Genomic DNA, 14104 nt, shown 5'->3' on the forward strand with positions numbered 1-14104 from the left:
TTGCGACTCTCGCTTAAACTTTTTTTGAGATTGTCAACGCAGACGAAGGTATATGCGAGGAGCACTGTGCATAACGGGGATCCCAAGGGTTGGGAAGCAGCGTAAGCATTGCAAAGGAGCCCGGCCCTAGCTGCGTTGGGATGCGCTACGTTCGAGCAAGAACGGACGTCACGCAACGTGCCGGCAATGGTAGCTGGTGGATGCCTTATGCCGCCTCCCCTTCTGCTTCACCTCAACAGCCCTCACCGTGACGATGCGGCCATGCGCCTTCCAGTGCGGCGTCACGAAGCCAGTCTTGTGCAGCGCCTCGATAGTCGGACGTCGTAGGATCGAGCTGACATCCGTGGGCAGTCGGCCAGCCCCAGGCCGACCTTTGAGGCTATGTCGACGGACGACTAGAATGTCCATTTACTGGGGTAGATCGGAAGTTGTTAGTGCGCGGCCGAAATGACGCGTATGACCCAAGACGGACGTGGTCGACCCTATCGGCCGACCGTCTTCGCGGGTACCATTGTCTCGTCCAGCCCTAGGAGGCGCTGATGAGACGACGGGAATTCATTGCGGTTCTCGGAGGTACGGCGGCCTTGCCTCTTGCCGTGCTGGCTCAGCGAGCGACGCCGTTGGTTGGTTTTCTGAACAGCGCCTCGCCCGATACCTATCGCTTCAATGCCGACTCTTTTCGAGAAGGACTGGCGAAGGCCGGTTTCATCGAGGGCCGCAATGTTCGTATTGAGGAACGGTGGGCTCGCGGGGACTACGGCGCATTACCTGTCCTTGCGGCTGAACTTGTCGCGATGGGAGTAGTCGCAATTGCCGCGACGGGAGATGTTGCCTCCGCGCGGGCAGCGCAGCTAGCCAGCAACACGATACCAGTCGTGTTCACGATTGGTGGTGACCCAATTCGCCATGGGCTGATCAGCGATATTAATCGCCCCGGCGGGCACGTGACGGGCATCCTTTTCAATCAGAATGTGCTTGGCGCAAAACGAGTTGAACTGCTTAGGGAAATGGCCCCAAACATTTCCCGAATTGCACTGCTGATGAACCCCACCAATCCGAACGTCAAAATCGAAGAAGCGGACGCGGAAACAGGGGCAAAGAAGCTGGGTATCGAGACGATCACGGTCAATGCTAGAAACGCGAGCGAAATGGAAATCGCGTTAGAGCGGTTGCTGAGCGCCAAAGCACAGGCTTTGATTACCGCGAGTGATCCGATCCTGCTGGATCGGCGCGAACAAATTACTTCTTTCGCGCTTAGGCATAAGGTGCTGGCAATGGGCTTTGTGCAACAGATCGCCGTGGCGGGCGGGCTCCTGAGCTATGGTCCAAGCATCAGCTGGATGTACCGCCAAGCTGGGGACTATGTTGGCCAAATTCTGAAAGGCTCGAATCCGGCAGAAATGCCCGTCTTGCAGCCGACGCACTTCGAGTTGGTGATTAACCTGAAGACTGCCAACGCGCTCGGTCTCACGTGCCGCTGACGTTGCTCGCCCGCGCCGACCAGTTGATTGAATAGGGTTCACTCTTGCTGCGGTGCATGAGTCTGGAAGTGGCCCTTAGCCGAACCGGGCTGAGCATTCGCGATGTCGGTTTGGGGAGGCAGAGCGGACGCGGGCTCTGGATTGCCCAACTGCCGCTTCTGACTCAACCGGACATCGGCGACTGCGCTGCCTCTACTCAGGCTGACGTTCAACGAAATCCGCCCCAACGTGAATGTCATTTCCATGCGGGACACTCGCCGAGGTCCGCCTTTGGACTCATCTCGGGCTGACGGTAATTTCACCGGCCCAACCTATTCAAAACTCCGAGTTGCTGGCGCATATTGTAGCGGTAGCGCGCGCAGCGAGGTGACTCAATGAAACGCCGCGATTTTGTTACGCTTCTCGGCGCTGCGGTGGTAGCCTTGCCCCTCGTAGCCCACGCGCAGCAACCAGCGGTGTCGCGGGTCGGCTACGTCTGGAGCGGCGTTCGCGGGACGGACGTGTACTACCAGACCGGATTCCGTCAAGGACCAGCAGACCTTGGATATGTAGTGGGACGCAACCTGCTGCTCGAAGAACGCTACGCCGAGGGAAAACAGGAGCGCGTTCCTGCGCTGATCGCTGAACTCCTCACGCTCAACATCGATGTTCTCGTGACTCCAGGCACACCCACTTCGCAGGCTGCGCAACGAGCAACATCCACGGTGCCGATCGTCTGCATGAGCGGAGATCCCGTCAGAGCCGGTCTTGTGGCCAGCCTTGCCCGGCCAGGCGGCAACATCACCGGACTGTCGCAGCTCTCCGGCGATTACGGTGTCAAGTGGCTGGAGCTGCTGAAGGAGGCGGCACCGAAAGTGCGTCGCGTCGCCGTGTTGTGGAATCCTGACAATCCGACGACTGCCAACCAAGTCGAACTCATGCAAAACGCGGCACCCGGGCTCGGTCTCGAGTTGACAGCCCTCTCGGTGCGGCTCGCGGAAATCGAGAACAGCTTCGCCGCTCTGGTAGAGAGCGGCCTCGATGGCCTCGTCGTCACCGACGATCCATCGCTGATACCCCTCGTTCCCCGGCTGATCGCGCTCACCGCAGAGCGGCGCTTACCGGCGATCTATCCATTCCGCGATTCGGCTCAGAGAGGAGGGCTGATATCGTACTCGGCCAACCTTTTCAAACTATGGCAACGCGCTGCAGGCTATGTTGATCGCATTCTCAAAGGGGCGCGTCCGGCGGAGCTTCCCGTCCAGCAGACGACGGACGTGACCCTGAATATCAACCTCAAGACCGCTAAGGCGCTCGGTCTCGACATTCCAATGACTCTGCTCGCCCGCGCCGACGAGGTGATCGAATGATGCTGCGCTGCATGAGTCCGGAAGTGGCCCATCGCGGACATCTGCTTATCCATCGTTGAGGTCCGTTGTTGTGGCTAACGCGGACGTCGCATCCCAAGCCCTACCCCGCCCGCGCCGCGCGCCGCAGCGCTTGCGGTGGCTGGCCGAAGGCGCGGATGAAGGCGCGCCGCATGCGCTCGGGATCGCCAAAGCCGGTCGTCTCGGCAACGAGCTCGATCGCCTCGCGCGAGGACTGCACGCGCTCGCGCGCAACCTCGAGCCGGAGCCGCTCGATCGCCTTGGACGGCGTCGCACCGGTCTCGGCGGCGAAGGCGCGCGCGAAGTGCCGCGCGCTCATGCCGGCGCGATCGGCGAGATCTTCGACGGTCAGCCTGGTGTCGAGATTTTCCCGCGCCCAGGACAGCAGCGCGCCGAAGCGGCCATTCGGCGCCTTCAATTCCAGCAGCGAGGAGAACTGCGACTGGCCGCCGCTGCGGCGATGATACAGCACGAGATGACGCGCGGCGTGCTGCGCGATCTCCTCGCCGTGGTCTTCGGTCACCATCGCGAGCGCGAGGTCGATGCCTGCGGTGATGCCCGCCGACGTCCACACATTGCCGTCGCGAGTGAAGATCTGGTCCGGCTCGAACTTCACCTTGGGATAGCGCGCGACAAAATCCCGCGTGCGCCCCCAATGCGTCGTGGCGCGGCGGCCGTTGAGTAGCCCTGCTTCGGCCAGCACGTAAGCGCCCGAGCAGACGCTGGCGACCCGCACGCCGCGCTTGGCCAGCCGCTGCACGAAGACGCGCGTTGCCTCGCAGCGCGCGGCGTTCGTCACGCCCGCGCCACCGGCGATGACCAGCGTCGTGATCGCATGCGCCGACTTGAAGTCGCGCGCCATCATCTCGACGCCGGACGAGCTGCGCACCGGCCCTGCGTTCAGCGCCAGCACGCGCAACGCCAGCGGCTTGCCGGCGCAGCGCGCCGCGACCTCGAACACCGAGATCGGGCCGGCCGCATCGAGCAGCTGGAAATCCGGGAAGATCAGGATGCCGATCATGGGCCAAGCCGTAATGGTATGTCCGAAAGGGAGGGATTTATGCCATTTATGACAGGAGGGCACCATGCCATCCTGCCGGCGTCAAGCCCGCAATTGGAGGATCTGCCGATGTCGTCACCGCTCCAGATTGGTCTCTTGGTGTTTCCGCGCGTCACCCAGCTCGACTTCACCGGCCCGTTGCAGGTGTTCGCCATGGCTCCCGGCGCAAGACTGCACCTGATCTGGAAGCGGATCGAGCCGGTGCCGAGCGATTCCGTGCTGACGCTGACGCCGACCACAACCTTCGCCGAATGTCCGCAGCTCGACGTGATCTGCGTGCCCGGCGGCAGCGGCACCAACGACCTGCTCGACGATGCGGACGTGCTGGACTTCCTGCGCCGGCAGGCCGACGGCGCCAAATACGTCACCTCGGTCTGCACGGGATCGCTGGCGCTCGGCGCCGCCGGCCTCTTGAAGGGCTACCGCGCCGCCACCCATTGGAGCGCGATGGAGATGCTCGCCCAGTTCGGCGCGATACCGACAAAGACGCGCGTCTGCATCGATCGCAACCGCATCACCGGCGGCGGCGTCACCGCCGGCATCGATTTCGCCCTGACGCTGGTTTCGATCATGGTCAATCGCACCACGGCGGAGGCGATCCAGCTTCAGATGGAATACAATCCCGCCCCGCCGTTCAATTCGGGCTCACCCGACACCGCGCCCGCTGAAGTGCTGGCGTTGCTGAGGGAGCGCGGCGCCCAAAATCAGGCGCGGAGGCTCGAGGCGGTGAAGCGCGCAGCTGAAAGGGTGAACTAGACTGGACACCGCTCTCGTGTCCCGGACGCGGTGCAGCGTGCAACGCAGCTCCGCTGAGCCGGGACCAAGGAAGCTGCACAGACCGCTGCAACATGGGCCCCGGCTCTGCAGCGCATCGCTGAACCGGACGATGCTCCGCATCGCCTGGAGAGCGCTGCGCTGCGTCCGGGGCACGTTGACCTTCGTGCTCGTCCCCAACCGAAAAAGGCCGCTCGGTTTCCCAAGCGGCCTTTCCTGTCTTACGGCGGCTGCACATTCACATCGGGCGATTTCGGAGCTTCCAGACCGGGGGCCTATCTCCCGGTCGAGTCCTTCCTCGGCGGCCGCTGCATCTCGGGACAGTCGCGAGCTGTTGCCCGAACCGAACGCGATGGTCTCCCATCTCCGTAAGATGGGATCATTGAGCCGCATCGCCCGCGCCGGCGCAACGCCCACGCAGTCGGCATCCCCGCTGTTCCCGTTGTCCACAGCGGCGCGGCGCGGATGCATGTGCATCCGCTTCGGACGATGGCGGTTCGCAGGTTGGCCGAAAGGCTAGCCGGGCGTCCAGGGCTGGTAGTCGCCGGTCGCCTTCGGACGCCGGCCGCTGGCAAGCGTCGAGCCGGAGGGACGATAGGCCTTGGCCGTCCCGGTGAGATTCGGCTGGTGCGGCTTTTCCCACTCGCGCGGCTGGTAGTTGGCCTCGGTCGGCGGCACGTCGACGACGTGATGGATCCAGCCGTGCCAGGACGGCGGAATCCGGCTCGCCTCGGCATAGCCGTTATAGACCACCCAGCGCCGCTCGAAGCCGAGCGTCGGGTCGACCGCCCCGCCGCGGGTGCGATAATAGAGGTTGCCCTGCTCGTCCTGGCCGACGAGCTCCCCGTACCGCTTGGTCCAGAGCTGGGTGCCAAAAGTCTGGCCATTCCACCAGGTGAAGAACTTGAGGAAGAATTGTTTCATGCGGCAAGGGCCCTGCTTCGTCGGGTCCTGATGCCATCCGGGCAGCGAAATGTCCAGTTCGGGGGTGCCGCCGGTGCCCTCCGCAAATCCGCTTGTCAACCAGCCCTGCCGCAAAGCTGACGCGATTCATTCATGCCCGGTACAGCGGCAGCAACGGAAGCTCCATTTGCGCGCAAACCGGCGTGATCCCAGGAACCCCAGCGCTTTCATAGGGTTTGCTTCCGGGAAAGGAGTTCAACCATGAACAGTCTGACAGTCTTGAGTGCCGCCGCGGCGGTGGCGCTGGTTCTTCCCTTGGCGACGCCGAGCTTTGCCCAGAATCGTCCCGGATTGGGCGGAGGCGGTGGCGCCCATATCGGTGGTGGTGGCGGCGGTGCTCACTTCGGCGGCGGCGCGCGCATGGGTGGCGGCGGCGCCGCGTTCTCTGGCGGTGGCGCCGCGATGCGCCCGAGCGGAGGCAGTTTCGCGGCCGGCGCCGCGATGCGTCCGAGCGGTGGCAGCTTCGCGGCCGGCCCCGCGGTGCGTCCGAGTGGTGGCAGCTTCGCGGCCGGCCCCGCGATGCGTCCGAGCGCAGGCAATTTCGCGACCGGCACTGCGGTTCGCCCGAGCGGCGGCAGCTTCGTAGCCGGCCCGGCGTCCCGTCCGGCCCTGTCGCCGTCCTTCAGCGGCACCCGCAGCGTCGCAACCGCCGGCAACTGGCAAGGCGGAAGCAACTGGAGCGGCCGTCACTGGCACGGCGGCCACTGGCGCCACCGTCACGGCGGCTTCTGGCCGGGATTCGCGGCTGGCGCCGCAATCGGCGGCCTCGGCTCGTATGCCTATTACGGCGGCGGCTACGGCTACTACGACGATCCTTACTACTACGACAGCTACTATGACGAGCCGTCGGTTGCGGTGGTGCAAGATGGCGGCGGCGACTCCGCTGCCTATTGCGCGCAGCGCTACAAATCCTACGACCCGGCTTCGGGCACTTATCTCGGCTACGACGGCCAGCGGCATCCGTGCCCGTAGGCAGATCGCCGAGGCGTGAGACAAAAGGCGTCGCAGCAATGCGGCGCCTTTTTCGCGGCAGGCGCATTCCTCAGCTGTTTCGGCCCGTCGTGCTCGCACGCACGAGGATGCGTACAAGTCGACGCAAATGGATCTTTATGCACTGCGCCGTGCATATCCTTGGCGATCCAATCCAAAATTGACCGGACACACGATTCGCGGATATCACCAATCGCAGTGGAGACTTCGATCACCTGGGAAGTGTCATGCCGCGTATTCTCGTGGTTGATGACGATCCGATGGTCGGCGCGACCATCGAAGTCCTCCTCCAACGTCAGGGCTTCGACGTCACGCTGACCGACGGCGGCGAAACAGGACTGGCTGCGCTGGAATCGCAGACCTTCGACGTGATGCTGGTTGACATCTTCATGCCGCATATGCGCGGTTTCGAATCCATCCGCATCTTTCACGAGCGCGCCCCGACCACTCCGCTGATCGCGATGTCGGGCTACGCCTTCGCCTCATCCGCCTCGCCCTCTCCCGATTTTCTCCGCATGGCACTGGAACTCGGCGCAACGCGCTGCCTGCGCAAGCCGTTCACGCCGGAAGCGCTGCTGACCACGATCCGGGAATGCCTCGCCGGCGCGAGCGCACAGCCGAAGGACAAGAAAGAGGCCCCTTGATTCCAACGCAGCGCGTCATTCTCGGTGCTGGACTTGCCATCCTCCTGATCATCACCGCGGCCTCGATCGCCCTCGACGTCAAGTCGCGGTCCGACGCGGCATGGGTCAACCATACCGTCCAGGTGCAGAGGAAGATCTCCGACCTGCGCGTGTTGCTGCGCCGTGCCGAGAGCGCCGCGCGCGGCTACGAGCTCTATCGCACCCCCGGCTTCAGCAATGAATTCCAGGCGGTGCACGCCAGGATCGCGCCGGCCCTTGCTGACCTCAAGCGCGATGTGCGCGACAATCCCGATCACGTCGCGCTGCTGGAGAGCACCGAGCCGCTGGCGCTGCGCCGGATCGAGATCGCCGCCACCGCGATGCGCCTGCGCGCCGAGAACGACCAGGCCGGCATTGCCGCGCTCAACAGCAAGGCCGAGGGCCGCGGCCTCATGGACACGGTGATGGGCAATCTCGACCATCTGAGCGCCGAGGAAGAACGCCTGCTCAACGCGCGCTCCCAGGATTCGCGCCGCACCGGCATCGTGCTGCTCGGTATCGACGTCGCCGGCGCCGTGCTGATCCTGCTGCTGGTCGCGCTCGTGATGCGCGAAAGCCGGCGCACCACGGGGGAGCTCCAGAGCTCGCTCGAGCAGACTCAAGCCGCCAAGGCGGCGCTCGAGGCGGCGGTGGCCGAGCGCACCGAGCATCTGGTCACCGCACATGACGAGCTGCGCCTGTCGGTCAACGTGCTCCAGAGCACGTTTCGCAGCATGGCGGAGGCGGTGCTGGTGATCGACGCCGAGGGCAATGTCCTCCTGTCCAATCCCGCCGCCGAGCGCATCCTGGTGCATCGCACCGGCATGAATTTGAGCAATCTGCGCCTGCTGTCCGATGTGTTTCACGGCGACGGCGTCACGCCGCTCAAGGCCGACGAACTGCCATCGACGCGCGTGCTGCGCGGCGAGCAGTTCGAAGAGCTGGAGATGATCGTCCGCCCGCTCAGCGGCAATCCTCCGCGCCATCTCATGATCAGCGGCCGGCCGATGCGGGACGCGCAAGGCAATATCTCGGGCGCGGTGCTGGTCTATCACGATGCGACGACCTCGCGCGAGACGGAGCGGCAGCTGTACCAGTCGCAGAAGCTGGATGCGATCGGCAAGCTGACCGGCGGCGTCGCGCACGACTTCAACAACATGCTGACCGTCATCTCCGGCAATACCGAGACGCTGGTGGAGAGCCTGAAGGGCCAACCCGAGCTTCAGCGCACGGCACGGCTGATCGACGATGCCGCCGAGCGCTGCGCCGAGCTGATCCAGCATCTGCTGGCATTTGCGCGCAAGCAGCCGCTCGAGCCGCGCAACGTCGACATCAACGCCGCGATATCGGACATCGCAAAGCTTCTGCGCCCCACCCTCGGCGAGCAGATCCAGATCGAGACCGTGCTGGAACAGGGGCCGATGACGACGCACATCGATCCGTCCAGGCTCACCAACGCCGTGCTCAACATGGCGATCAATGCCCGCGACGCCATGCCGAACGGCGGCAAGCTGCTGCTGGAGACCCACCGCGTCGTGCTCGACGAGGCCTATGCGCAGAACAATCCGGATGTGCCGCCGGGCCCTTACGTGATGCTCGCGGTCAGCGACACCGGCACCGGCATGCTCCCCGACATCCAGCAAAAGGCGTTCGAGCCCTTCTTCACCACCAAGGAGGTCGGCAAGGGATCTGGCCTCGGCCTCTCCATGGTCTACGGCTTCGTCAAGCAGTCCGGCGGCCACATCAAGATCTACAGCGAGGAAGGCCACGGCACCACGATCAAGCTCTATCTGCCGCCGGGCGAAGGCGCCGCGGACGTGGCAGCCGGCGTCGCGCCGCAGGCCGAAGGCGGCGCCGAGACCATTTTCGTGGTCGAGGACGACACCTTGGTGCGCAACTTCGTCACCGCGCAGCTCCAGAGCCTCGGCTACAAGACGGTAGCCGCATCCGACGGCAAAGCCGCGCTGGAATTGATCGCGGCCGGCCAGAAGTTCGATCTGCTGTTCACCGACGTCGTCATCCCCGGCGGCATGAGCGGACGCGATCTCGCCGAAGAGGTGGCCAGGCGCCGGCCGGGTGTGAAAGTGCTCTACACCTCCGGCTACACCGACAACGCCGTCGTCCATCACGGCAAGCTCGACGACGGCGTGCTGCTGCTGACGAAGCCCTACCGCCGCAACCAGCTCGCCGAGATGATCCGAAAGGCGCTGAACGGCGGCGGGATGGCGGCGAGCTAATTTAGCGCGTGAACGCCGAAAGGCGCGCTGCAGTCACACGATCTATGAGGTTGAGGGCACTGGCTCAGGATGTGAGTTCCAATTGTCTTCTTGAGACGCCGTAGCTCGCCCGGATCCGCGCCGGAGGTGTTCGGACACCGCGCTATGCAACGAGTAAGGCCGTTCTGATCTCGATCGGGTCGGTCTCAAGCAAAAATCAAGCGCATCTCAAGGACAAATCGTCTCACCAGCCCAGTCTCTGAGCATGCTCCCGGCGACAAATGTCGGAGCCGGTGTCGCGACAGTCCGCTTGCGGAGCGCAGTACCGAGCGCAGTCATCAGACGCACAGCTAGGATCTTGGTCTGCGGCCGGAATTGACGGCGCAGCTTCGACAGGTGCTCGCATGAAAAGACGAGAGTTCATCTTGTTGATTGGTGGAGGACTGGCCTGGCCTGCGATCGCGCGGGCCCAGGGCGGAGCCAAGCTGCATCGTATCTTCTGGTTCTCGACTGAGTCCGAACCGGATCCCTTCCTGGACGGCTTTCGCGAGGGAATGCGCGCGCTGGGATTCGTCGAGGGCAAGACCGTAACCTTCGAGACGCACTATGCCCCTGGAAATCCGCAGGCACTGCGCAAGATCGTCTCCGAGTTGCAGCGAGGGGATGTCGACCTTGTGGTCTCGAGCGGTCCGGCAACACGCGTCATGACTGCGGTCACCGACGTCCCCGTGCTGTTTGCATTGAGCGGCGACCCCGTCGCTTTGGGTGTGGTGAAGAGCCTTGCTCACCCCGGCACCAATTTCACCGGCAGCACATTCCTGTCGCTCGAGCTGGCCGGAAAGCGCGTTGAGCTGCTCAAGGACATTTATCCAAAGCTGCGAAAACTGGCGGTCTTCTCGAACACGGATCATCCGGGAGAGCCACTGGAATGGCGTGCTACTTTGGAGTCGTGCCGAAATCTTGGCATTGAGGCAGCCTACGTTCCGTTCTGTGGCGCTCGCGAAATCGAGAATGGGTTGATGGCTGCCGGCAAGCTGGACGCGGATGCTCTCCTCGTGTTTCCCGATGCTGTGACGCTGGTGCATCGTGCGAGGATTGCGGAGCTTGCAATCGCGCACCGGCTGCCTTCGATGTTTGGCTGGTCTGAATATTGTGACGCTGGAGGTCTCTTGAGTTACGGCGCAAACCAGCGCACGACCTATTTTCGGCTCGCCACTTATGCCGATCGCATCCTGCGCGGTGAAAATCCGTCAGATCTTCCGGTGATGCGTCCCGAGAAGTTTGAACTGGCAGTCAATCTGAAGACAGCCAGGCTTCTGGGTATCGACCTGGATGTGTCGTCGATCCTGTTTCGCGCCAGCAAGGTGATCTCCTGAGAGTCGTTATGACGGACGGTGCTGCGCAGTCCTCTTCGTGTACGATGCCCCCGCGTCGCTCGCTGTTCTGCAAGTACTTCGCGACGTTGTTTGTCGCTGCGGTCGTGCCTCTGATACTCGGCGCTGCCGTCGAGGCTTCTTTCGGTTACCGAGACCAGCGTGGCCAGATCAGCGCGGTGTTGCAGGCCGATGCTCGCGCGGCGTCCGATAAGATCGAGGCGTTCACCGATGGCATCCGAGATCAGCTGGGCTGGATGGTACAGTTTCCCTGGTCTGCCGGAGACGATGCGCAACATAAGATCGATGCCTTGCGCCTCCTCCAGCAGGTGCCTGCAATCGTTTCGGTTTCGCTTCTGGATGAGACCGGCACCGAACGGGTCTTTGTTTCCAGGCTGCTTCTGAACAGGACCGGGCGCGGCATTGATATGTCTACGGATCCCGCTGTTCTGGGCGCACGCGGCAACAAAGTCTGGTACGGACCGGTTCAGTACCAGCGAGATTCAGAGCCCTACATGAGGATCGCGGTTGCCGGGAGCCTGCCTGCCGCAGGGGTTGCGATCGCCGAGGTCAATCTGAAGCTGATCTGGGATGTCATCGCAGCCATCAGAATTGGCGAGACCGGCTACGCCATTGTTGTCGATGATTCCGGTCATCTGATCGCACATCCCGATATCAGCCTAGTTCTGCGCGGCCGCGCCAGCTCGGGCAGTTTCGGCCGGATCAAGCATCTCGTTGGCGCGGCGAGCGGAGCGGCGGTGATAACCGGGGACCAAGGCAACCCGGTGGTGGCGCTATCCGTTCAGGCCGCCGACGTGGGATGGACGGTGATCGCGATGCAGCCGGCCTCGGAAGCCTTTGCATCAATTCGCGCGGCGTTGTGGCGCTCGTCGATTCTCATTGCCTTTGGTGTTCTTGTCGCGCTGGCGCTCGCCTATTGGCGCGCGCACAGAATGTCCGGCCCGATCAAGCAACTGGAAGAGGGCGTGGAGCGGATCAGAACCGGACAATTCGAGCATCGCATCAAGATCTTCAGCGGTGACGAGTTTCAGCAACTGGCGTTGCGCTTCAATGAAATGGCTTCTGAACTGGCGATCTCGCAGCAGAAATCTGCGCGAATCGAACGGCTGAAGCAGTTCCTGCCATCACAGGTCGCCGAATTGGTCGAGCATTCTCATGAACTGCTCGAAGGACAGCGACGTGAAGTGGCAGTCATTTTTGGCGACTTGCGCGGTTTCACGGCGTTCTCCACGCGCAATGAACCCGATGTCATCATGGCCGTCATGCGAGAGTACTACGAGGCGGTCGGCGCCGTGACGACTCGTCACGAGGCAACGCTCATCGGCTTTGATGGCGACGGAGTCATGCTCCTGGTCAATGCCCCAGTCGCATGTGAACAGCCGGCAACTCAAGCGGTCCGACTCGCGATCGACCTGCAAATGACGGTGCAGTCCCTTGCCGGCAAATGGTGTGACGCCGGCCACGCGATCGGCTTTGGTGTGGGCGTTGCCATGGGGCCGGCAACGGTAGGAACGGTTGGTTATAACGGTCGGCTGGACTACACGGCGATGGGAGCCGTGGTGAATCTGGCGTCGCGGCTCTGCAATGTCGCGAAGGACGCGCAGATCCTGGCTGATCCCACGATCGCTGGAAGGGTAAGAGATAGCGTTCCGTTGGCATCGCTCGGACAGCGGACCATCAAAGGCTACGACCAGGCTCTCGAAATCTTTGCTGTCGCACCTGCTGACCTGCCTTTGAAACGGCCGGGCTCGGGACAACGCCGGCGAGAGAAAGAGCCTCAGGATCACTGATAACCCAGCGTCCGGAAGGCTAGCGCGTTGCCATCACCACAGCCGCCAGCGTGAGCAGCAGCGCTGCGATCTGCCCTGCCCCGAGCGGCTCGCCCAACGCCACCGCCGATGTTACGACGCCGATCACCGGCACCGCCATGGTGCCGATCGCGGCGACCGAGGCCGGCAGGCGCGAAAGCGCTGCGAACCAGCTGACATAGGCGATGCAGAACTGCACCACGGTCGAATAGACCAGCAGCCACCAGCCGACCGGCGTCACCAGCGACAGACGCGTGGTCTCGACCAGGAGGCCGACGATCGAGATCGGCAGGCAGCCGATCCCGATCTGCCAGGCGGCGGCCGTGATCGGCGGCAGGTGGATCGGGTACTTCTTCGAGAACACCGTGCCGACGGCAAAGCCGAGCGCGCCGGTGAGCGCCATGATGATTCCAGGCAGCTTCTCGGCGCTGGCGGCAATGCCGTTGCCGCCCATGATCGTGGCAAGGCCGGCAAAGGCCAGCACCAGCCCCAGCGTGCGCAACAGCGTCGGCCGCTCGCCCAGCACCGGCCAGGCGATGATCGAGGCCCAGACCGGCATGGTGTAGGCGATCAGCGCCGCCTCGCTCGCCGGCAGCCAGAGCAGCGCGAGGCCCATCAGCACCATCCAGCCGGTGACGTTGAGCACCGCTGCGGTCAGGAGGCGCGGCCAGATCGCGGCATCCACACGCAGGCTCTGCCGGCGCATCACCGCGAGCAGCGCCAGCAGCACCGCCCCGAGCACGCCGGTGACCCCACGCAGCGTCAGCGGCGGCAGCTCGGCGAGCAGGAATTTCGTCACCGGCCAGTTGAAACCCCAGCCGATCGAGGTGATCGCGAGGAACATCAGGCCGGCCGGGGCGATGCGCGGCCGCGCATCCCGGCGGGTCGAATCAAGCATGAAGGCAGTCCGGCAAAATCTGAAGGTCAGCTTGGCGCGGATTCGCGGGCCCCGCCACCGCCTCGGCGGGCATGTCTGCCCTCATCTTCCGTAGGGCTACGTGAGTCCCGCTGACGCAATCCCGGTGCTGAAAAATATACCTGCCCTGTGAACAGCGGGATGAAGGCTCCGCATCACCACGGGATGCAAATTTTTTCGGTTGGGAATCCCTGAGGACTCACTGATACTTGGCTCCAGAACAGGCGCGGCGAAGACCCCTGTTATCCCCCACAATCCACCATATTTAGTATTTGATTCAGGAACTCGCACTAGTTCTTGACGGGCGCAACGGAGAGTCCTAGCTTTCGGTCCGTTCGGCGCGAGTGAGTTTGCGTCCCGCCGGCACTCCCCCAAAGGGTCTCGCAAATCTTTCGCTCCGCCAGCCAGCCAAAGGCAGCGGGATGAGGGCTTGTCTGCCCTCGGATAGCGGACTTTCGGGCGCCAGAACGGGC

11 protein-coding genes are annotated in these 14104 nt (G+C 63.5%); 8 read left to right on the top strand and 3 right to left on the bottom strand.

The window, feature by feature from the left end:
- Window positions 1-539: 539 nt before the first annotated feature.
- Complete coding sequence (locus ACVIIV_RS26870) at window positions 540-1481, top strand: ABC transporter substrate-binding protein (RefSeq protein WP_456746836.1); 942 nt, start codon at window positions 540-542, stop codon at window positions 1479-1481.
- A gap of 374 nt (window positions 1482-1855) precedes the next feature.
- Window positions 1856-2830 (top strand): ABC transporter substrate-binding protein, encoded by a 975-nt coding sequence (locus ACVIIV_RS26875; protein ID WP_456746837.1) that lies wholly within the window; start codon window positions 1856-1858, stop codon window positions 2828-2830.
- Between the two features lie 100 nt (window positions 2831-2930).
- Here ACVIIV_RS26875 and ACVIIV_RS26880 read toward each other — a convergent pair whose 3' ends face one another.
- Window positions 2931-3869, bottom strand: coding sequence for a GlxA family transcriptional regulator (locus tag ACVIIV_RS26880; protein WP_456746838.1), 939 nt, complete (start codon window positions 3867-3869; stop codon window positions 2931-2933).
- Window positions 3870-3977: 108 nt separating this feature from the next.
- Here ACVIIV_RS26880 and ACVIIV_RS26885 point away from each other — a divergent pair, with 108 nt between their 5' ends.
- On the top strand, window positions 3978-4664 hold the full coding sequence (locus ACVIIV_RS26885; protein ID WP_456746839.1) for a DJ-1/PfpI family protein: 687 nt from the start codon (window positions 3978-3980) through the stop codon (window positions 4662-4664).
- Window positions 4665-5198: 534 nt separating this feature from the next.
- Here the strand turns inward: ACVIIV_RS26885 and ACVIIV_RS26890 are convergent.
- The gene (locus ACVIIV_RS26890) at window positions 5199-5606 is read right to left on the bottom strand and encodes an NADH:ubiquinone oxidoreductase subunit NDUFA12 (protein ID WP_018322992.1); all 408 of its coding nucleotides are present in this window, start codon (window positions 5604-5606) and stop codon (window positions 5199-5201) included.
- 240 nt (window positions 5607-5846) lie between these two features.
- Here ACVIIV_RS26890 and ACVIIV_RS26895 point away from each other — a divergent pair, with 240 nt between their 5' ends.
- The 5 genes from ACVIIV_RS26895 to ACVIIV_RS26915 all read left to right on the top strand — a co-directional run bounded on the left by ACVIIV_RS26895 (window position 5847) and on the right by ACVIIV_RS26915 (window position 12697).
- The gene (locus ACVIIV_RS26895; protein WP_456746840.1) at window positions 5847-6617 is read left to right on the top strand and encodes a BA14K family protein; all 771 of its coding nucleotides are present in this window, start codon (window positions 5847-5849) and stop codon (window positions 6615-6617) included.
- 245 nt (window positions 6618-6862) lie between these two features.
- Window positions 6863-7279 (top strand): response regulator, encoded by a 417-nt coding sequence (locus tag ACVIIV_RS26900; protein ID WP_456746841.1) that lies wholly within the window; start codon window positions 6863-6865, stop codon window positions 7277-7279.
- A complete protein-coding gene (locus ACVIIV_RS26905) occupies window positions 7276-9534 on the top strand; it encodes a CHASE3 domain-containing protein (protein ID WP_456746842.1) in 2259 nt (752 codons plus the stop codon). Before ACVIIV_RS26900 ends, ACVIIV_RS26905 begins: the two co-directional genes overlap by 4 nt.
- A 383-nt stretch (window positions 9535-9917) precedes the next feature.
- Window positions 9918-10889, top strand: coding sequence for an ABC transporter substrate-binding protein (locus tag ACVIIV_RS26910; protein ID WP_456746843.1), 972 nt, complete (start codon window positions 9918-9920; stop codon window positions 10887-10889).
- A gap of 8 nt (window positions 10890-10897) precedes the next feature.
- Entirely contained in the window at window positions 10898-12697 is a 1800-nt protein-coding gene (locus tag ACVIIV_RS26915; protein ID WP_456746844.1) for an adenylate/guanylate cyclase domain-containing protein, read from the top strand.
- A gap of 19 nt (window positions 12698-12716) precedes the next feature.
- Here the strand turns inward: ACVIIV_RS26915 and ACVIIV_RS26920 are convergent, their stop codons facing one another.
- Window positions 12717-13613, bottom strand: a complete 897-nt coding sequence (locus tag ACVIIV_RS26920; protein ID WP_456746845.1) for a DMT family transporter — start codon at window positions 13611-13613, stop codon at window positions 12717-12719.
- Between the last annotated feature and the right edge of the window lie 491 nt (window positions 13614-14104).

Source organism: Bradyrhizobium sp. USDA 4354, from assembly GCF_054060315.1.